Source organism: Stenotrophomonas sp. 05L414_2 (assembly GCF_056397905.1).
In genome coordinates this window covers 1-19,911 of the sequence record NZ_JBFTOJ010000071.1, presented here as the reverse complement: position 1 = coordinate 19,911, position 19,911 = coordinate 1, and the positions used below count along the sequence as shown (strand labels likewise).

16 protein-coding genes and 1 pseudogene are annotated in these 19,911 nt (G+C 67.3%); 5 read left to right on the top strand and 12 right to left on the bottom strand.

What is annotated here, in order from left to right:
* The first annotated feature begins 75 nt into the window (after positions 1-75).
* The 3 genes from AC1DJN_RS11815 to AC1DJN_RS11805 all read left to right on the top strand — a co-directional run bounded on the left by AC1DJN_RS11815 (position 76) and on the right by AC1DJN_RS11805 (position 4,597).
* Complete coding sequence (locus AC1DJN_RS11815; RefSeq protein ID WP_140226000.1) at positions 76-972, top strand: LysR family transcriptional regulator; 897 nt, start codon at positions 76-78, stop codon at positions 970-972.
* Positions 973-1,086: 114 nt separating this feature from the next.
* Positions 1,087-4,206, top strand: coding sequence for a discoidin domain-containing protein (locus AC1DJN_RS11810; protein WP_478039237.1), 3,120 nt, complete (start codon positions 1,087-1,089; stop codon positions 4,204-4,206).
* 19 nt (positions 4,207-4,225) lie between these two features.
* Positions 4,226-4,597: a hypothetical protein gene (locus AC1DJN_RS11805; protein ID WP_442252006.1), complete on the top strand. Its 372-nt coding sequence runs from the start codon at positions 4,226-4,228 to the stop codon at positions 4,595-4,597.
* 145 nt (positions 4,598-4,742) lie between these two features.
* Here AC1DJN_RS11805 and AC1DJN_RS11800 read toward each other — a convergent pair whose 3' ends face one another.
* From AC1DJN_RS11800 to AC1DJN_RS11755, 10 genes are all read right to left on the bottom strand, one after another.
* Positions 4,743-5,717 carry an ABC transporter substrate-binding protein gene (locus AC1DJN_RS11800; protein WP_280884451.1) on the bottom strand — a complete coding sequence of 325 codons (975 nt, stop codon included), beginning with the start codon at positions 5,715-5,717 and terminating at the stop codon, positions 4,743-4,745.
* Positions 5,718-5,736: 19 nt separating this feature from the next.
* Positions 5,737-7,476: an amino acid ABC transporter permease/ATP-binding protein gene (locus AC1DJN_RS11795; protein WP_478039236.1), complete on the bottom strand. Its 1,740-nt coding sequence runs from the start codon at positions 7,474-7,476 to the stop codon at positions 5,737-5,739.
* The gene (locus AC1DJN_RS11790) at positions 7,473-8,033 is read right to left on the bottom strand and encodes a GNAT family N-acetyltransferase (RefSeq protein ID WP_478039235.1); all 561 of its coding nucleotides are present in this window, start codon (positions 8,031-8,033) and stop codon (positions 7,473-7,475) included. The genes AC1DJN_RS11795 and AC1DJN_RS11790 overlap by 4 nt, the downstream gene beginning before the upstream one ends.
* Complete coding sequence (locus AC1DJN_RS11785) at positions 8,030-9,187, bottom strand: M20 aminoacylase family protein (RefSeq protein WP_442252005.1); 1,158 nt, start codon at positions 9,185-9,187, stop codon at positions 8,030-8,032. Before AC1DJN_RS11785 ends, AC1DJN_RS11790 begins: the two co-directional genes overlap by 4 nt.
* Positions 9,188-9,290: 103 nt before the next feature.
* A complete protein-coding gene (locus AC1DJN_RS11780) occupies positions 9,291-10,634 on the bottom strand; it encodes an LLM class flavin-dependent oxidoreductase (RefSeq protein WP_032976119.1) in 1,344 nt (447 codons plus the stop codon).
* A gap of 16 nt (positions 10,635-10,650) precedes the next feature.
* Positions 10,651-11,628 carry an LLM class flavin-dependent oxidoreductase gene (locus AC1DJN_RS11775; protein WP_442252004.1) on the bottom strand — a complete coding sequence of 326 codons (978 nt, stop codon included), beginning with the start codon at positions 11,626-11,628 and terminating at the stop codon, positions 10,651-10,653.
* A 14-nt stretch (positions 11,629-11,642) separates the two neighbouring features.
* Complete coding sequence (locus AC1DJN_RS11770; RefSeq protein WP_025874933.1) at positions 11,643-12,005, bottom strand: DUF3088 family protein; 363 nt, start codon at positions 12,003-12,005, stop codon at positions 11,643-11,645.
* Between the two features lie 166 nt (positions 12,006-12,171).
* The gene (locus tag AC1DJN_RS11765) at positions 12,172-13,197 is read right to left on the bottom strand and encodes an LLM class flavin-dependent oxidoreductase (protein WP_478039234.1); all 1,026 of its coding nucleotides are present in this window, start codon (positions 13,195-13,197) and stop codon (positions 12,172-12,174) included.
* Between the two features lie 3 nt (positions 13,198-13,200).
* On the bottom strand, positions 13,201-13,782 hold the full coding sequence (gene msuE, locus AC1DJN_RS11760; protein WP_442252002.1) for an FMN reductase: 582 nt from the start codon (positions 13,780-13,782) through the stop codon (positions 13,201-13,203).
* 51 nt (positions 13,783-13,833) lie between these two features.
* Positions 13,834-16,410 carry a TonB-dependent receptor plug domain-containing protein gene (locus AC1DJN_RS11755; RefSeq protein WP_442252001.1) on the bottom strand — a complete coding sequence of 859 codons (2,577 nt, stop codon included), beginning with the start codon at positions 16,408-16,410 and terminating at the stop codon, positions 13,834-13,836.
* A 315-nt stretch (positions 16,411-16,725) separates the two neighbouring features.
* Between AC1DJN_RS11755 and AC1DJN_RS11750 the strand changes: the two genes are divergently transcribed.
* Positions 16,726-17,727, top strand: coding sequence for a helix-turn-helix domain-containing protein (locus AC1DJN_RS11750; RefSeq protein ID WP_080148995.1), 1,002 nt, complete (start codon positions 16,726-16,728; stop codon positions 17,725-17,727).
* Between the two features lie 75 nt (positions 17,728-17,802).
* Complete coding sequence (locus AC1DJN_RS11745; protein ID WP_442252000.1) at positions 17,803-19,044, top strand: hypothetical protein; 1,242 nt, start codon at positions 17,803-17,805, stop codon at positions 19,042-19,044.
* A 24-nt stretch (positions 19,045-19,068) separates the two neighbouring features.
* On the opposite strand, the gene AC1DJN_RS11740 is transcribed toward AC1DJN_RS11745, so the two are convergent.
* Both AC1DJN_RS11740 and AC1DJN_RS11735 read right to left on the bottom strand, forming a co-directional pair.
* Positions 19,069-19,569 carry a hypothetical protein gene (locus AC1DJN_RS11740; protein ID WP_442251999.1) on the bottom strand — a complete coding sequence of 167 codons (501 nt, stop codon included), beginning with the start codon at positions 19,567-19,569 and terminating at the stop codon, positions 19,069-19,071.
* A gap of 90 nt (positions 19,570-19,659) precedes the next feature.
* A pseudogene (locus tag AC1DJN_RS11735) lies at positions 19,660-19,911 on the bottom strand (TetR/AcrR family transcriptional regulator); the annotation flags it as partial.

Below are 19,911 nucleotides of genomic sequence, written 5' to 3'. Positions count from 1 at the left end.
AGGGAGGGAATGCCGGCCATGTTGGGCGCCGCCACGCTATAGTTGAAATGAATTCCTACAATCCCCGGCATTGCCATGGACAATACCCTGCGTCGCATCGACCTCAACCTGCTGGTAACCCTGCAGGCCTTGCTGGAAGAGCAGAACGTCACCCGCGCGGCCGAACGCCTGCATCTGGCCCAGCCCACGGTCAGCGTGCAGCTGGCGCGCCTGCGCCACCTGTTCGATGATCCGCTGCTGCTGCCGGGGCCACGCGGCATGCGTGCCACCGCACGTGCCGATGCGCTGCGCGAACCATTGGCCGACGCACTGGCTGCACTGCAGCGTGCAGTCGCACCGGTGCAGGCGTTCGATCCGGCCCAGGCCACGCAGACCTGGCGGATCATGGCGTCGGACTTCGGCGAAACCACGATCGTCCTGCCGGCATTGGCCGACCTGCGCGTGCGCGCACCCGGCACGCGCCTGGCCGTGGTCAGCCTGGCGCCGGCGCAGATGGTGGCGCAGAGCGAACGCGGCGAGATCGATCTCGCCCTCCACATCACCTCCGACGCGCCTGCCTCCCTGCACCATCGTCCGCTGTTCCAGGAACGCTACGTACTGGCCGGGCGTCGCGACCATCCAAGACTGAAGCGGCGGCCGACGCTCAAGCAGTTCTGCGCGCTGGACCACGTGATCGTGTCACCGGATGGCGGCGGTTTCCATGGCGGCACCGACAGTGCGTTGGCGCATGTAGGCGCGCGTCGCAACGTGGTGCTGTCGGTGCCGCACTTCCTGTTCCTGCGCAGCGTGCTGCTGCGCACGGACCTGGTGGCGATGATGCCCTCGCGCCTGGTCGCGCAGGACCCGGCCTTGAAGGCGGTTGCCGCGCCCATTGATGTGCCTGGGTTCGAGATGGTGATGCTCTGGCACGAACGCGTGCATCGCGATCCGGCACATCGCTGGCTGCGCGAGCGTATCTGCGCGCATTCATGAAACCTCGTGCCAGGACCCGCCCGGGAAATATTGCGACGCGTCATGTAACCGGTTACATCCCTTGCTAGCGTAGGCCCGCCCGTTCCCGGGCCCTGCCGATGTGAGGCCTTCGCAATGACGTTGTGCGCTGACCGCTGGACCGCTCCCCGCCTGCCGAACCGGCGCCTTGCCGCGGCCCTGCTGCTCGGCCTGTCACTGGCCGCCACCGCCACCGCACAGAACCTGCCACCGCGCGCGCAATGGCAGGCCAGCGCGTCGTCGCAGCAGGTTCCGGCGATGGCGATCAGCCACCTGATCGACAACGATCCGAAGACGGTGACCGGCGGTGCGTTCAGCCCCGGCCACTGGTTCCAGGTCGATCTCGGCAAGCCTGCGATGCTGGCCGGTGCACGCCTCACCTGGGATGTCTCCAACCCCGAGGGCTATTCGCTGCAGACCTCGCTCGACGGCAAGCAGTGGCAGAGCGCCTACGTCATGGGCGATTCGCTGGGTGGCATCGAGACCCTGTACTTCGCGCCGCGACAGGCCCGCTACCTGCGCCTGGCCAGCCCGCAGCGCACTTCCGACTGGGGCGTATCCATCTTCGAAATGGAACCGCTCGACACCACGCTCAGCGCACGGGTGACCGGGCTGGACGCCACCCAGTCTGCTGCGCTGTGGCAGGGCGGCGGCACGGTTGCCATCCCCGCAGGCAAAGGCGGCATCCACACGCTCGACATCACCCTGCCCCGTGCGCAGCCCAGCACCGGGCTGGCGGTGGACTGGGCCAACGTGCACGGCGCTGCACGCCTGCAGGCGCAGGACACACAGGGCCGCTGGCACGAACTGGCGCGCGACGCGCAGGCGGCGACCCGGCAGCAGAGCTGGCTGGCGGCCGACGCGCCACTGGACATCCAGGCACTGCGGCTGACCGTGGAAGGCGATGCACCCCAGGTCAAACGCATCCGCCTGCTCGGCCCGAAGGCGGTGATGACGCCGATGAAGCGGTACCAGATCGCCGCCAGTGGCGCGCAGCGCGCGTTGTTCCCTGCCTCGCTGCACATGCAGCAGACCTACTGGACCGCAGTCGGCGTGCATGCGGGCCGGCAGAAATCGATCTTCGACGAATACGGCAACATCGAAGCCTACAAGGGCGCACCGCTGGTGCAGCCGATCTGGCGCAGTGCCGATGGCCGCGCGACCGGTGCCGCCGAACAACCGGTGCAGCACGCACTGCGCGATGGCTGGAAGCCGATGCCGTCTGCCACGTGGTCACCGCAGCCCGGGCTGGAACTGCGCAGCGAAGCCTTTGCCATCGAGCGCGACGGGCAACCGGTCACCTTCGTGCGCCATCGCCTGCGCAACACCGGCAGTGCGGCCATCGAAGGCACGCTGACCCTCGCAGTGCGACCGATGCAGATGAATCCGCCGTGGCAGAACGGCGGCCTGTCGCCGATCCGCCAGGTGGCCGTCGAAGGCAACAGCGTGCGCGTCAATGGCCGCACGCTGCTGCAGTCACTCAGCGCAGTGGATGCCGCTGGCACCGCCCCCTTCGGCAACGAAGGTGACACCGAGATCACCACGGCCATCGCCAGCGGAAAACTGCCTGCCGCACAGCAGTCCAGCGATGCCGCAGGCCTGGCAGCGGCGGCGTTGAGCTACCGCGTCACCCTGGCCCCCGGTGCCAGCGACGCGGTGGTGGTGGCCTTCCCGCTCGGTACCGCCACCGCCGATGCCAATGGCGTGCTGCCGGAAGCACCGGCCCTCAACCTCGCCTCGCTGCCGCGCGACGGCGACAAGGCGTTCGACACGCTGGCCAGCCGCGCCTCCGCTGATTGGCAGGCGCGGCTGGGCCAGGTCGGCCTGCGCCTGCCCGACCCTTCGCTGGTGGACATGCTGCGCGCGCAGGCCGCCTACATGCTGATCAACCAGACCGGCCCGGCCATGCAGCCCGGTCCGCGCAACTACAACCGCTCCTTCATCCGCGATGGCATGGCCACCTCGGCCGTGCTGCTGCGCATGGGCGAAGCCAAGGTGGCACGCGACTACCTGGCCTGGTACAGCGAACACGGCGTGCACGGCAATGGCCTGGTGTCGCCCATCCTCAACGACGATGGCAGCGTCAATACCGGCTTCGGCTCGGACATCGAGTACGACAGCCAGGGCCAGTACATCACCCTCGTTGCCGACGTCGCCCGGCTCGATGGCGGGCCGGAAAGCGTACGTGCCTACCTGCCCAAGGTGAAGGCCGCGCTGCGCTTCCTGCAGGAACTGCGCGAACGCACGCTGGTGCCGGGCTACATGGCCGACCAGCCATCGCCGGAGCGCTTCGCCGGCATCCTTGCGCCGTCGATCAGCCACGAAGGCTACCCCTCRCCCACCCACAGCTACTGGGACGACTACTGGGGCCTGAAGGGCTGGCATGACGGCGCGTGGTTGGCTGAATCGCTGGGCGACCACGAAACCGCCACGTGGGCGCGCGAACAGTACAAGGCGCTGTATGACGCACTGCACGCCTCGATCCGCGCGACGATGGCGTGGAAGGGCATCGACTTCATTCCSTCMTCGGCCGACCTSGGCGAYGGCGAYCCGACCGGYGTRTCGATCGCGCTGGAYCCCACCGGTGCGCAGRGCGTGCTGCCGGCCGAGGCCCTGCGCACCACCTTCTCCCGCTACCTGGACGATGTGCGCAAGCGCAACCAGCCTGGTGCGCTGTATGCCTACACGCCGTATGAAATCCGCAACGTGCTGAGCTACGTGCACCTGGGCCAGCCCGAAGCGGCCGACGAGCTGCTGCAGGGCCTGCTGCACGATCGCAGGCCGCTGGAATGGCAGGTGCTGGCCGAGGTCGTGCACTCGCGGTTGCGCTTCCCGCGCTATCTGGGCGACATGCCGCACACCTGGATCGGCGCCGAATACGGCCGCACCCTGTTCGGGATGCTGATGCGCGAGGATGACGACGCGTTGTCGCTGCTGCCGGGCACGCCCCCTTCCTGGGTCGCTGGCGAGGGCCTGGCCGTGGACCACCTGCCCACTGCCTATGGAACCCTGCAGATGCAGGCGCGGCAGCGCAACGGCAACCTGACCGTGTCGCTCGGCAAGGGGCTGCGCAAGGGCACGCCGGTGCGCGTATGGTGGCCCAGCCGTACCCTGCCCAAGGACGTGCGCGTGGATGGGCGATCGGTACGGAACTTCGACAAGGATGGCGTGCTGCTCGATGGCCCGTTCCGCATCCTGGAGGCACGTTGGCAGTAATGCCGATGCAGGAACCGAAGTGATCGAACTTCTACTCGATGGCAGCCCTGTCGCCGCCGCTACCGACGATCAGCTGGCCAGCGCACTGGCGCTGGCCGCATCCATGCCCCAGTTCGAACTATGGGCATCGGTGCCCGACGGTCCATCGCTGTGCATGCTGCGCAATGCCGAGCATGCATGGCTGATGTACCTGCGCGAGCCCGGCGACGGCGGCTTCCACTCCTGCGGAAAGGAACACCGCGCCGGCAACGCTTATTTCCGGCTCGACAATGGCCAGGTGGATGGCTATCCCCTGGCGTGGTGCATCGGCATCGAGGCGTGCTTCGCCGCGATCAGTTTCTTTCACGGCAATGGAGGCGCCCGCCTGGAACACATCGATTGGCAGCCCTGACCCCGGTAGAGGCCGACCTTGGTCGGCATGCCCCGCCTCGCATTCCGGTGGGTGCCAACCGTTGGTTGGCACGCCCTCTGGTAGATGCCGACCTTGGTCGGCACGCCTTCCGTCGAGCAAGCTCGACGCCTACCAAGCGGCATCGCTAGAACCCTGGCAACCCCGGCGGATTGGTCTGCGACTGCGGCACCGCTTCTTCGGCCACATTCCAGCGTGCCAGCACCTTCGCGTAGGTACCGCTGCTGATCTGGGTGTTCAATGCCTGGGTCACCGCATCGGCCAGGCCACTGCCCTTGCGGGTGGTCACCGAAATCGCCGCTGCGTCCGGCCAGCCACCCGGGAACAGGCCGACCCGGCGCACCTTGCCATCGCGCGCCGAATAGGCGCCGGTGGCATTCGGCTCGAACGACACGTCGGCGCGGCCGGTGATCACTGCCAACCGCCCGATCACCGCATCATCGAAGTACTGGTACTCCACCGGTTTCAGGCCTGCGGCGATGTTCTGCTTGTCCCATTGGCGCAGGATCTGGTCCTGGTTGGTGCTGGCCCCCACCACCACTTTCAGCCCCGCAATGTCGGCCGGTGCGGCGATCTTCTGGATCGGGCCATCGGTGCGGGTGTAGATGCCCAGCAGGTCGAAACGATAGCTGGAGAAATCGAACTTCTTCTTGCGTTCTTCAGTGACCGTCACGTTCGACAGCACCGCATCGTACTTGCCCGATTCCAGCCCCAGYGGCCAGTCGGCCCAGGCCACCGGCACCACCACCAGCTTCAGGCCCAGGCCATCGGCGATCAACCGCGCGATGTCCGGCTCCACGCCCACCACTTCCTTGCTGTCGGCACCGTAGTCGGCCAACGGCAACTGGCCGGGATGGGTGGCGATGGTGAATGCGCCCGGGGTGACGAAGCGATAGCCGGCCGGAATCAGCGCCTGCGCCTTCGGATCGGGCGTGCCCTTCAGTATCTGCGCGTTGCTGGCCGCCAGCGAGGTCGCCGCAACGGGCACGCCGTCGGGGCCCTGGCGCACGCGCGAATAGACGATGCCGGCAATGCCGATGACCAGTACACCGACGATCAACAGGGTGCTGCGGGCGGGGCGTCGCTGCGATGCTGGGCTCATGGCGGTTCTCGAAATGGGGTTACAGGGTCTTGGCCAGGAAATCGGCGGTGCGTTGCTGGCGCGGGTGTTCAAACAGCGCGTCCGGCGTGCCCTGCTCGATCACCCGGCCCTGGTCCATCATCACCACGTGGTCGGCCACGCGGCGGGCGAAGCCCAGTTCGTGGGTGACGATCACCAGCGTGGTGCCGGAACTGGCCAGTTCCTCGATCACGCTCAGCACCTCCGACACCAGCTCCGGGTCCAGCGCCGAGGTCGGCTCGTCGAACAGCAGTACCTTCGGCTGCAGGGCCAGCGCGCGGGCGATGGCCACACGCTGCTGCTGGCCGCCAGACAGCTGGCGCGGGAAGGCATCGGCCTTGTCGGCCAGCCCCACCCGCTCCAGCAGGGTGCGTGCCTGCTGCTCGGCCTGGGCGCGCGAAATGCCGCGCACCGCGATGGGCGCTTCGATGATGTTCTCCAGTGCGGTCAKGTGCGGGAACAGGTTGAAGYSCTGGAACACCATGCCGACTTCCGCGCGGCGACGGCGGATCTCACCTTCCGGCAGCTCGTACAGGGTGTCGCCGTCGCGGCGGTAACCGATCAGCTGGCCGCCCACGGTGACGAAGCCGCTGTCAGCACGCTCCAGGTGATTGATCAGCCGCAGCAGCGTGGACTTGCCCGCACCGGACGGACCAATCAGTACGGTCACGCTGCCGGCCCTCAGTTCCAGATGCACGTCATCAAGCACCGTCTGCTCGCCGAAGGCCTTGCCCACTCCCTGCAGGGACACAGCCGCGCCCGTTCCGGCCTCGATCGGCACGGCAAATGCCGCGCGGCTGGGCACGCGTGCAGCGGTCGCCGCCGCCCGCGGAGCTGCAGACGATACCCGCGACACGTTGCGCTCATGCTGCAGCTGGCCGCGGGCAAAGCGCTGCTCCACCCGCCGTTGCAGCAGCGACAGCACCGTCAGGATCACCAGGTACCAGACCGTGGCCACCATCAGCAGCGGCACCACCTCCAGGTTGCGCCGGTAGATCACTTGCACGGTGTAGAACAGCTCCGGCAACGCCAGCACGTAGACCACCGAGGTGCTCTTGGCCAGGCCGATCACATCATTGAACGCTGCAGGCAGGATCGAACGCATCGCCTGCGGCAGGATGATGCGGCGCACCTGGCGCCCACGCGGCAGGCCCAACGCTGCGGCCGCCTCGTACTGGCCGTGGTCGACCGACAGGATGCCACCACGGATCACCTCGGCCGAGAACGCCGCCTGGTTCAAGGTGAGGCCGAGCACGGCGGCAGTGAACACGCCGATCAGCTGCGTGGTCGGGTACGAGAACAGGCTGATGCCGGTGAAGGGAACGCCCAGTTCGATGGTGCTGTACAGGTAGCCCAGGTTGTTCAGCAGCAGCAACAGCACCAGCAGCGGAATCGAACGAAACAGCCACACGTAGCCCCACGACACTGCCGACAACAGCGGTGAACCGGAGACCCGGGCCAAGGCCAGCAAGGTGCCCAGCGCGAAGCCGAGGCCGGTACCGAGTGCGGTCAGCAGCAGCGTTCGCCCCAACCCTTCCAGTACCGGCCGGGCAAAGAACCACTCGGCGAACGTGCCCCAGCCCCAGCGCGGATTGCCCAGCACCGACTGCAGGCCGATCAGGATCAGCGCGAGTGCCAACACCGTGCCGATCACCTGCAACGGATGCCGCGCCGGCACGATCTTCAGCGCCGTGGCCGGCTGGCGGACAATGCCCTCGATGGCAGTGGAAGGCGTACTCATGCCGCCGCTCCATGCAGTGCGAGGGCGGCTGCGTCGCCCGCCTGTGGCTGTGGCACCAGGTGTTTTTCGAACGGCAGATGCGCGATGGTTTCCGGGTCCGCATGCAGATCGAACAACGCGGTGTAGCCGTGGCTGAGGTACAGGCCGACCGCCTCGGGCTGGCGGAAGCCGGTGGTCAGGAACACGCGCCGATAGCCCTGCCGTGCAGCCTGGTCTTCCAGTTCCTGCAGCACGCGCCGGGCGATGCCCTGCCGACGCAGGCCAGGCAGCGTCCAGATGCGTTTGAACTCGGCGGTGTCCTCATCGCGATGCGGCATGAACGCGCCGCCGGAAATCGCCACGCCGTCGCGCAGCAGCAGCACGAATGCACCGACCGGGGCAGCGAAGGCTTCGGCCGGATAGCGCTGCAGTTCCTCGCGCGCACTGCCACCGATACGCCGGCRCACGTCCGCATAGCGGTGGTCGTACTCCTGCTCCAGGCCATCGAACAACGGGCGCGCCAGCGGGTCGTCCACCGAGGTGTACAGGAACCGATCGTTGTCGTACCGCACGCTCATGCCACGTCCTCCACCAGATAGTGCTCGGCCAGACGCGCCCACAGGCTGGCCGCCGGGGCGATGGCCGCGTCGTTGAACACATAGCGCGGGCTGTGCAGCGGTGCGCTGTCGCCGTTGCCGACGAACACGAAACTGCCCGGCCGCGCCTGCAGCAGGAAGGCGAAGTCCTCGCTGGCGGTACGCGGCGCGAAGGCCTCCACCACCTGCCCTGCACCGAACCCCTGTATCGCCACCTCGCGGATGTAGGCTGTCTGCTCGGGGTGGTTGATCACGCTGGGGAAGCCACGCGGGAATTCGATCTCGGCACGCGCACCGAAGGCAGCGGCGGTCTGCTCGGCAATGTCGGTGACCCGCCGGCGCAGCGTATCGCGCACCTCCGGCAGGTAGGCGCGCACGGTCAGCTTCAGCTCCACCACATCGGGGATGACATTGGCCGCCTTCCCACCATGGATCGAACCGACGGTGACCACGCCCATCTGCCGCGGATCGACGTTGCGCGACACCACGCTCTGCAGCGCGGTAATGATGTGCGCGGCAGCCAGGATCGGATCGACGCTGCCCTGCGGCTCGGCGCCGTGGCCGCCCTTGCCGATCACCCGCAGACGCGCCCAGTCCACCGAKGCCATCGCCGGTCCGTCGACGAAGCCGAAGTGCCCCACCGGCACGCCCGGCCAGTTGTGCAGGCCATAGATGGCATCGACCGGGAAGCGTTCGAACAGGCCATCGGCGATCATCTTCGAAGCACCCGAGCCGGTTTCCTCGGCCGGCTGGAACACCAGCTGCAAGGTGCCATCGAAACGCCCGTGGTGCGCAAGGTAGTGGGCAGCCGAGAGCAGGATGGCGGTGTGTCCATCGTGGCCGCAGGCGTGCATCAGGCCTTCGCGCTGGCTGGCATAGGCCAGCCCGGATTCTTCATGGATCGGCAGCGCATCGATGTCGGCGCGCAGACCCAACCGGCGACGGCCCTGCCCGCGCTGCAGCGTACCGACCACGCCGGTGCCACCGATGCCGGTGCTGACCGCGTAGCCCCATTGCTGCAGCAGCTCGGCCACGCGGGCGCTGGTGCGGTGCTCTTCGAAGGCCAGTTCCGGGTGCTGGTGCAGGTCGTGGCGGATCGCGATGGCCTGTTCGGCACGTGCCGCGATCTCGGGCAACACACCCGCCACAGGCTCGCGCCGGGCTTCCGGGACCAGTAGCGCCGGGCCATGCCCGGCGGGGGTCCCATCCAACAACGGCCGATGCAGGACATTCATCGCCTTATCCCACCTTCCGCGCCGGCTCGGCGTCGGTGCTGTAACGGCTTGCCTTGCGTGGCAGGCCCAGGTGGTCGCGCAGGGTCTGTCCTTCCAGCGCACTGCGGTGGTAACCGCGTGCTTCCAGCAGGGGCAGCACCAGCGTTACGAAATCATCCAGGCCTTCGCGCTGCGCGGCGAAGCCGAGGATGAAGCCATCGCTGGCGCCGGCGTCGAACCAGCGGATCAGTTCGTCGGCCACATGTTCCGGCGTGCCGATGAAGTTCGGCCGCGGGCTCACCGCCTGCAGTGCCACCTGGCGCAGGCTCAGGCCCTGCTCGCGCGCGTCCTGCTTGATGCGGTCGGTGGTGGAGCGGAAGGAATTGGCGCCGATGTCACCCAGCTCCGGGAACGGTGCATCCGGGTCGTACTGGCTGAAATCATGGTGGTCGAAGAAGCGGCCGAGATACGCCAGGGCATCGTCCAGCCCGGCCAGCGCGGCAATCGCCTGGTACTTGGCCTCGGCGTCTTCCGCCGTACGGCCAACGATCGGGCCGATGCCCGGGAAGATCTTGACGTCACCGGCGCTGCGGCCATGGGCGATCGCCGAGTTCTTCACCTTTTGGGTAAACGCGCGGGTCTCCTCCAGCGACGGCGCGTGGGTGAATACTGCATCGGCGTACTTGCCGGCCAGCGCAATGCCATCGTCCGACGATCCGGCCTGGAAGATCACCGGCTGCCCCTGCGGCGAGCGCTGGATGTTGAGCGGGCCTTCCACCTGGAAGAAGCGGCCCTTGTGGTCGAGGCGGCGGAACTTCTCCGGCGCGAAGAACGTGCCGCTGTCGCGGTCACGCACGAACGCATCGTCATCCCACGAATCCCACAGGCCCTGCACCACCTCCAGGTACTCATCGGCAATCTGGTAACGCAGCGCGTGTTCCGGATGCGGACGCCCGTAGTTTCGTCCCGAGCCTTCCAGCGGCGAGGTCACCACGTTCCACCCTGCACGGCCACCGCTGAGCAGATCCAGCGAGGCGAACTGGCGCGCCACGGTGAACGGATCGCTGTACGAGGTGGAGAGCGTGCCGGCCAAGCCGATCTTCTTCGTCGCCGTCGCCAGCGCCGACAGCAGCGAGATCGGCTCGAAGCGGTTGAGGAAATGCGGGATCGACTTCTCGTTGATGTACAGCCCGTCGGCAACGAAGCCGAAGGCAATGCCGTTGTCCTCGGCGGTACGCGCGATGTCGATGTAGTAGCCCAGGTTGACGCTGGCATCGGGCACGTTGGACGGGTGCTTCCACGCATGCATGTGGCTGCCGGGGCCCTGCAGCATGATGCCGAAGGGGATGGGACGCGGGGTCGTGCTCATGGAGTGGCTCCAGCAGTCAGGCCACCGCCGCGCGGGGCGCGGGCGACAGCAGTTCAAGGGACGTCAGGCGTGCGTCGAGGTCGGCCACCGGCGCGTCGAGGATGAATTCACCGACGCCGAAGCGGCGGTGCAGCGCATCCAGCTCGCTGCGTACATGCTGCCCATCGCCAGAGAGCACGCTGGGGCGTGTCTCTTCGATGCGGAAATCAGCAACCCCCACCTGCCGCGCGTATTCGGCAGCGGCCTCGGGACTGGGCAGGTTCACCGTCTGCCCTGGGGCCAGGTGCAGCTTGTAGACACGCAACGCGCCAATGTGGCGGGCGGCGGCCTCGCTGGTGGGCGCGGCGAAGGCCACAGTCGCCAGCAGCGGTGCATGCGCGGACACCGCGCGATAAGCCTCGAAGGCGGCCTCGATGTGCTTCGGGTCGCCATCGAAGTGCGCGGCATACACGAAGCGCCAGCCAAGTTCCGCAGCCTGCCGCGCGCTCTGCGGGCTTGCACCCAGCAGGAAGCGCTCCGGCGCCGTCTGCGGAATCGGCCGCGCCTGCGCATCAGCCTGCGTATCAGACAGATATCCTTCCAGGTCGCGCAGCTGCTGGTCGAAATCGGCGAATGCCGGGCGACCGGCGGCCAGTGCGGCAGTCGATGCCGGCAGACCACCCGGCGCCTTGCCCACGCCAAGATCCACGCGTCCGGGCGCAAGGGCGGCCAGCAGATTGAAATTCTCGGCCACCTTGTAGGGGGCGTAGTGGCGCAGCATCACCCCGCCACTGCCGATGCGGATGCGCCGGGTCTGCGCCAGCACCCACGCCGCCAGCACTTCCGGTGCCGGGCTGGCCAGCGTCGGCGCGGCATGGTGTTCGGCAAACCAGTAGCGGTGGTAACCCAGTTGCTCGGCGCGCTGCGCCAGTTGCAGGCTGTTGCGCAGCGCCTGTTCGGGCGTGCTGCCGTCGGCCACCGGGCTCTTGTCCAACACGCTGGTGAGGTAGCTCATCGTCACGTCCTCGCTCAGGGATGGGCCACGGGAATGCCGAGCAGGCCATTCAGTGCCGCCAGGATCGGCTCGGCACCGGAGATGTACTGGCGCTGCTGGTACTCACCACTGGCGTGCTCGTTGACCACCCCCTGCGGCAGCACCAGCTTCGGCAGCGACTGGTCCTGCTCACCGATCTCGGCGATCACCTCGCGGCGCGGCCGGCTGAAGCCGATGCGGCGCACATCCAGCTGTGCGTCCAGGCCCTCGATGCTCGACAGCGCACCTTCCAGCAGCAGGCTGTGCCGGCAGAAGAAGCGTTGGCCGGGCAGCTGGCCGTCCTCGAACTCGCGGTCCAGCAGGAACAGGATGGGTTTGTGGGTTGCGTCTACAGCCACGGGATCGTCCTCGTAGGGGCCGGCAATACACTGCCGCTTCGATATCGATGCTAGAGAAGGACGGCCCGATGCCAGCGCCGGAACTCGACAATCCACGGTCGGATCCGGCCATGCAGATGCAGGTTGGCAATAAGCAGACTGCCGGCCGTTATGGGCACGGGCGGCATCACGCCGCTTGCGCAGGTGCGCGCCAGCCCAGCGCCGGCGCGATGTCCTCGATCACCGTGCTGAGGATGCGCCGGTAGTCCTGCTCGGGCAGCTCATAGGGCAGTTCCACCCGCAGCTCGTCCACCTGCTGCAGTAGCGGATCGGCCTGCAACCGCGCGATGATCTGCGCCGTGCTGCCGACCACGTCGGGTGCGAACATCGTGCGTCGCGGTCCCTGCGGCGCCAACGTACGCGCATGCCGCTGCGCATTGAAGGCCTCGATCCGCTGCCGCGTGGCCGCATCCACACCCTCGGTGGGCACCAGCACCCGCCCCACCGCCACCCGGCGCAGACTGCCCACTGGCAATGCCGCACGATAGGCCTGCAGGTGCTGCAGCTGGGCGCCAAAGAAGTCATCACTCAGCTCGGCACGGTTGACGTTGCCCAACAGCAGATGCAGCCCCTGCTCACCCGCAGAACGCGCCGACTGCAGGGAGCCAGYGCCATACCAGACCCGGTCCACCAACCCCGGCGCATGTGGCTGCAGACGCGGGCGATAGCGCGTGGCGGCGTTGCCGACTTCGGCATCGGCGGCGCCCAACGGTTCACCACGCAGCGCTTCCAGCAACCGCGCCACCCGGCCATGGGAAAAGTCGATGCGCGCAGGGTCGCTGTCGTACAGCAAAGGCCCTACCAGCTCCCCGTGCGGCGGCGCGCCAGTACTGACGCCTACCTGCAGCCGGCCACCTGCCAGCGCATCCAGCAATGACAGGTCCTCAGCCAGGCGGAACGGTGTTTCGTAGCCCAGCTGGATGACCGCACTGCCCAGTTCGATGCGCGTGGTGTGCTGGCTGGCCGCCGCCAGGAACACCGCTGCCGAGCTGATGCCTGGCTCCAGGTGCCGATGGCGCACCCACGCGCCGTCATAGCCCAGCTGTTCGGCAAACGCGATCAGCGCCAACGTCGCGTCCAGGCCTGCGCGTGGTTGTTCCGGCAGATAGCTTCCCGGCGTGAGGAACGCCAGGTGCCGCAGCTGCACCGCCACGTCCTAGGCGATCCTGCGCAGCGGCGCAGGCAGCACCGCCGCCAAGGGTGCTACATGTCCAGCAGCACGCTCGGCCGCCAGTTGGATGCGCGCCTGCAGTGCAGCGCTGTTGATCCGGTCGCCGTCGAAGTCGGCCGGCGTGGCATAAACCCCGATCGGCAGCGTATGCGCCTGCAGGAAGCTGAAGAGTGGACGCAGCTGATGGTCGATCACCAGCGCGTGGCGCTCACTTCCACCGGTAGCCGCCAGCAGCACTGGCGTATCCACCAGCGCGTCCAGCCCGATGAAGTCGATCAGGTGCTTGAACAGGCCCGGATAGGACCCGCGATACACCGGCGTGGCCGCCACCAGCAGCTGCGCCGACTCAATCGTGGCCAGCGCGCGTTCCACCTGCGGCTCCACTTCACTACGCTGCAGCGCCTGCCCCAGCGAGCGCGCGATCGGCGCCAGCTCGACCAGCTCCACGCTGATGTTGACCCGCTCGCGCAGTTCTTCCAGCAGATGCCGCACCAGCAGCAACGTGCGCGACGTCGCCGAACTGGTCGGCGACCCCACCAATGCAACCACCTTCAATGCAGAAGACATGACCCCTCCTCGGTAGCGCCGGGCCATGCCCGGCGACGTTTCACATGAACCTCAGAACCGGTAATTGACGCGCCCGTACCAGAACGTCCCGACGTTGCTCAGCACATCACCGCTGTCCCAGGTGGTCTCGATGCTGGCCACATCGGTGGCGCTGCGTGCGTACGCGGGCACTTTGCGGGTGCGCTTGTCGAACAGATTGTTGATGCCCAGCGCCGCGCTCCAGCCCGCGCCCAGCTCGACGCCACCGGACAGGTTGGTCACCAGCACCGGCGGCTGCTTGTACTCCACGCCGTTGTTCAGGCGCTTGATCGGGCCGTAGTAAGTGAAGTCCACGTTCGAACGCCAGCGCCCGTTCTGCCAACCCAGCCCCGCCACCTGCGTGTACGACGGCGTGCGGAAGCGCAGCGCGTACTCGCTCGACTTGGTCAGCAGGTTGATGTTCGGCAGCCCCTGCAACGCCTGCGGAATCGCACTCACTTTCTGGATGGTGGTGCGGCCCACGTTGGCCGCGTAGCTCCAGCGCAGCTTGCCCCACTGCGTTTCCTGGTTCGCCTCCAGGGTCAGCTCCACGCCGCGCGTGCGGGTGTCGCCCACGTTGGTGAAGTAGCTGGCATAGAACGCATCACCGGGCAGGATGCTGATGCCGGCCGTGCCCAGCAGCGCATCGATGGTGTTCTTCTGCGCGGCGGTCAGCACGGTGCCACTGTTGTCGGTCACCCGCGCCGGGTCCTGCGCGTTGTAGCCGATCTGGCTGGACTGGCCCAGCTGGCCACGGATGTCGATCTGGTACGCATCCACCGCCAGATGGAAGGCCGGACTCGGGTCCCAGGTCACGCCGAGGCTGTAGTTGGTGGCCTTCTCCGGCTTCAGTGGCGTAGCGCCCAGCGCCACTGCTGCCGGCGAAGCGACCTGCGCCACCAGCGTGGTACCGCACGGGCAGCTGCCGGTGGCCTGGTAGAACTGCGCGCCCAGGCTCGGCGCGTGGAAGCCATTGCTGACCGTGGCACGTACGCCCAGCGCATCGGTGACGTCGAAGCGCGTGGTCAACCGACCGGTCGACACCGTGCCGAAGTCCGAGTGGTCTTCCCAGCGCGCGGCGGCGTCCAGGTACCAGCGCGACGTGATGTTGGTCGCTGCACCGGCGTACACCGCCTTGCTGTTGCGGGTGGCCTTCACCGCATCGGCAGTGGAGTAGCCAACAAAGGCAGCCGCACCAAAGCCAGTGTACGACTCCCACTGCCCTGCCCCGCGTTCGTACTGTTCGTGCTGGTACTCGGCACCGGCGCTCACTTCCAGTGGCGATGCGAAGGCCGCCACCTCGAAGCCGCGACGCAGATCAAGGTTGGCGATGCCCTGCTGGTAATCCAGCTTGCCGTCATAGAAGTCGGTCGGCGAGCCCGGGTACGGCAGCGAGTAGTTCACCGAATTGCGGGTGTAGGTGCGCACCGTGTTGCGGTTGCCGGTCAGGCTGAAGTCGTAGTCCCACCCCGCAACCTGGCCCTTCACCCCAGCCGTGCCGGTGTACTGCTTCTCCTTGGTTTCCAGCACCGGCAGGAAGCCATCGGGAAACACGCTCAGCACGCCCGGCGCCTTGTAGGTGGTGAAGATCGTTGCCGGCAGGCGGAAGTTCTGGATCGCCTGCGCGGTGCGGTCGCTGGCGGTCGCATTGGCGTAGAACTGGGCGTTCTCGCCCAGGCCATGGCCCACGTTCACCGCGAAGGCCTTGAGCGCATACGACGGCGAGCTGAGGATGATGTTGGCCTCGGCATCGCGCCCGGCCTCGGCCGGGTTCGGCGTCGCTCCAGCCGGCAAGCGGTTGTTTGGACGCAGCGCCACCAGGTTGCCGTTGCCATCCACGGCGGGATAACTCAGGTAGCCGTCGATGTAGCGCCGCGTACGGATCGCATGGTGCTGGCGCGTGCTCTCGCCGGACAGGTTGATGAAGCCATCCTCACCCCACGGCAGGCCGATGTTGGAGCGCACGCTGGTGCGGCTGCCGTCGCCATCGGTGCTCTGCCCGCTCTCCACCGACACATCGCCACCGTGCGCCTGCGATTTCAGGATCACGTTGATCACTCCGGTGATCGCGTCCGAACCATAGATGGCCGAAGCACCGTCGCGCAGCACCTCCACATGGTCGATGGCCGACACCGGAATCAGCGCCAGATCGGCCCAGGCGTGGCCGGGATAGCCGCCACCGTTGGCGCCACTGACATACGCGCTGGCGTTGCGGCGCTTGCCGTTCACCAGCACCAGCGTGTAACCCGGCGACAGGTTGCGCAGCTGGTAACCGCGGATCAGGCTTTCCTGGTCGCTCTGGTAACCGCCGATCTGGCTGAGCGATGGCAGGCTGCGCTGCAGCGCTTCCAGCAGGTTGGCCTGGCCGGTAGCGGCCAGGTCCTCGGCGGAAATCACGTCGATCGGTGTCGAGCTGTTCTTCACCGTGCGCGTGCTGGTGCGTGAACCGGTCACCACCACCGCATCCAGCGTGGACGCAGCAAGGTTGGCAGAAGTAGCAGTGGCCGCCGACGGTGCATCGGCCTCAGCCGCATACGCCGGGGCAGCGGCAAGAGTGGCGGCAATCAGCAGGGAGAGCGTGGACAGCGCAGGAATGTGGGCAGCAGGCATGGGGGCTCGTGGGGGTGGGCCGGAGACACGCCTCCATTCAAGAGCCCACGCCCAACACGTAACAGCGGATATCGCGTCATGTGACCGTCACATCGCGCCAGCCACATGACCGCTGGTAATGACCTTACGCAGCCTGCACACACCGGGTCGGATCCCTTTCCAAAGGAAAGGGCTCTGACCCCATACACGCGAATCCGCAGGGTCAGAGCCCTTCCTGCGGAAAGGATCTGACCCCGGTCTCCATATACCCTGCGGGCATCACCTCATGCCCGCGCGCCACTCAGCGGCACGTGCCTGCGTCGGTAGCATCAAGCCATGCCCACCCTGTCTGCCGATCCGACCGCGCCCACCGTCGCCATCGTGGCCTGCCACGGCCAGGGCCTGTTCGAATTCGGCTGCGCGGTCGGCCTGTTCGCACCCATCCGCCCTGAACTGGGCGTGGCCTGGTACCGCACCCAGCTCTGCGCTGGCGAGCCCGGTGCACTGCGCATGCTCGGCAGCGCGCAGGTGCAACTGCCCTACGATCTGAGCGCTGTCGACGACGCCGACATCATCGTCATTCCCGGTTGGCGCGAACCCAGCGAGCGCCCGCCGCAGGCGTTGCTTGATGCCCTCACCCGCGCCCACGCGCGCGGCGCACGCATCACGTCCATCTGCTCCGGTGCATTCGTGCTCGCCTGGGCCGGTTTGCTCGATGGCCGCCAAGCCACCACCCACTGGCGCCTCACCGAAACGCTGGCGCGCGAATTTCCGCGCATCCACGTGCGCGACGATGTGCTGTACGTGGACGCCGGCAGCATCATCACCTCGGCCGGCTCGGCTACCGGCATGGACATGATGCTGCACATGGTGCGCAAGGATTACGGCGCGCGCGTGGCCAATCTGGTGGCCGAACGGCTGGTGCTGGCACCCTGGCGCGATGCCGAACGCAGCCAGCGGGTCAGCCGCGCGATCCCGCTGGGCGAGCCCACGCGGCTGGCGAAACTGATGGAATGGATGCGCCGCAACCTGCGCGAGCCGCATTCGTTGGGCAGCCTGGCCGAACAGGCCGCACTCAGCCAGCGCACCCTGCAGCGGCAGTTCCTCGAAGCCACCGGCCTGTCGCCCATCGATTGGCTCATCCGCGAACGCGTGGCCTACGCACGCGAACTGCTGGAAACCACCGACCGTCCGCTGCAATGGGTGGCCGAACAGGCGGGGTTCGGATCGCAGGAATCGTTCCGCCGGCACTTCCGCGGCATGGTCGACGCCAGCCCTATCGAATACCGCAACCAGCACCGCAGTGGCCTCAGCGCCGACCGGCTGGTGGGTTGCTGACAGCACCTCCGTCTTTCCACGCAGCCACCCAACCGGCAAGATGCAGGCACGCCCTGGCCTGCCGATGGAACGGTAATGACTGCTACCCCGTACAGGAACTACCGCTTCGGTATCGGCGTCTCGCTGGTCCTGGCCAGCCTGCTCGCCGCGCTTGGCCTGATCGCGGTCTGCACCCCGAATCTCGGCTGGGGCGTGGTGGCGTTGATCACCCTTGCGCTGTGGATCGGGGTGCCGCTGCTGGTGCTGCTCCTGCTGGCCTGGGGCCGCTACATGGTGCGCGAGCGCGGGCACGTGCCGGGCCGGGTGCATGCCCTGATGTTCGTGCCCACTGTCCTCACCCTGCTCATCTATCCGCTGGGTGATTCACTGCGCGGGCGCTTGGATACCGCCACCGGTGGCTCGCGTGCGGCCATCGCAGAAGCGCACATCAACCTCAGTGGCCATGCACTGTGGCTGGACACCTCACCCTATGCCGCCACCTACTCCGGCGCGGGACCGGACCAGCCCATGCAAGGCGACACCCCCGAGCACTTCGTTGCCTTCCACCGCTATCCGAACGCGCAATCCGATGCAGACAGCGCCTTCCCCTACGACAACGCTCGGCTGAAGCCCGGGATCGAGCGCTACCGCTATGGCGCGCCTTCCGAAGGCACTGCAAGCACCCTGCCCCTGCGTCGCCAGTCCTATCCGGATACCACAGCGCTCACCCGCGTGTGGGGCACATCGGGCGGGCCAGGCATCGTGCACCTCTACTACCACTATGCAGACCACGTCGAGGTTGCCCCCGCGCTGGCGCGTCTGGCCGGCGCTACCGAATACGAGCTCGAGCGCAGCCGCGTGGAAGGGCTGGTGCAGTTCAAGACGCACAACTACGGCGCCGCGCCGATCGTGCGCCTGGAAATCAATGGCGCGACGCTGGACATCGGCGACGACGCCATCGCGCCCATTCCTGCGCCCCCCGCCGCGTGCACGGCGTCCAACCACACCACCGGCGTCGCGCTGTTGAATTTCGACCAGCCGTTGCAGGCTCGCTGGCAGACTGCCGCCGCACCGCAGGTATGGCATCGCGCACGCGTGCAGGTTCCTGCATTCCGCCAGCCACAGCCACTGGATGGCCAATCCACCCTGCAGCGCGTGCTGCTCTATGTTCTGCCCGACGGCACGATGGCAGCAGAGCGTTACGTGGAAGTGCTCGCGGGCAATTCCCGGCGTGGCATCAAGGCCACCGGCCTGCCTGCCAATGCGGCGGCACACGCGACGTGTGGCAGCGCCTACGCCACTTACGGCGAAGACGCACCAGCGCCGCTGGCGGACTGATCATCCGGACTGTCCCTTGCAGCGTCAGACGCGTGCGCGTGCGTTGCCCGCATGTATCCGCCAGCACTGCGCCACGAATCCAACCGCAAACACCACCGCGCACCCCAGCAACGTCTGCAGGATCACCGGCGCCAACGGTGCAGGCGCAATCGGGTGCGCCACCGGCAAGCGTGTCAGCGTTTCATTCACGCCTGGCACCAGCGACAGCAGGAAGCTGAAAGACAGCGCGAACGTGGACAGATAGGGTGCCAATCGCCCAAGGAACCGCAACCGAGCCGCCAACACCCCACCGAACGCAATCAGCAGAATCACCACACCAAACGCGTGGCCAGGATTGAGGCCCCCGGTGCTGGAGACGGTGAACGAGGTCACCACCGACAGCACCAACCCCAGCAGATAGAGCTTGCCGGCGCGTGTAGCCGGATCAATGGCCCGATACCGGATGAAACCGAACAGGCCGGCAGCGATGAGAACCAGGCTGATCGCGGTGTGCACGATGCCCAAGGAAGAAAGCGGATGACTCATGGCGACCTCTGCTGGAGTTTTGAACCTACTAGTAGGTAGGCTTCATGGGCAAAAAGAAGGCCCGCTCCACGCAGGCCTTCGTCGAAACATTCAGACCGCCGGCACCAGCCGGGCAATCGACAACCGTGCGAGCGCCGCGAACGTCGCCGCATCACCAAACCCACGCGCGGCCAGCATCGCGCCGTGCACCGAGGCCATGAACGCCTTGGCCTCATCGGCAGGCGTGCCCTGCAGCCTCAGCTGCCCCTGCGCCGCACCCTTCTCCAGCGTGATCGTCAGCCAGGCGCGCAGATCCTCGAAATGCCCGCGCACTTCATCGGCACTCTCGTCGGGGATCATCGG

Coding starts and splice junctions, on each gene's coding strand:
- AC1DJN_RS11815 (WP_140226000.1), top strand. CDS start 76: ATGGACAATACCCTGCGTCGCATCGACCTCAACCTGCTGGTAACCCTG.
- AC1DJN_RS11755 (WP_442252001.1), bottom strand. CDS start 16,410: ATGCCTGCTGCCCACATTCCTGCGCTGTCCACGCTCTCCCTGCTGATT.
- AC1DJN_RS11740 (WP_442251999.1), bottom strand. CDS start 19,569: ATGAGTCATCCGCTTTCTTCCTTGGGCATCGTGCACACCGCGATCAGC.
- AC1DJN_RS11775 (WP_442252004.1), bottom strand. CDS start 11,628: ATGAGCTACCTCACCAGCGTGTTGGACAAGAGCCCGGTGGCCGACGGC.
- AC1DJN_RS11745 (WP_442252000.1), top strand. CDS start 17,803: ATGACTGCTACCCCGTACAGGAACTACCGCTTCGGTATCGGCGTCTCG.
- AC1DJN_RS11750 (WP_080148995.1), top strand. CDS start 16,726: ATGCCCACCCTGTCTGCCGATCCGACCGCGCCCACCGTCGCCATCGTG.
- msuE (WP_442252002.1), bottom strand. CDS start 13,782: ATGTCTTCTGCATTGAAGGTGGTTGCATTGGTGGGGTCGCCGACCAGT.
- AC1DJN_RS11780 (WP_032976119.1), bottom strand. CDS start 10,634: ATGAGCACGACCCCGCGTCCCATCCCCTTCGGCATCATGCTGCAGGGC.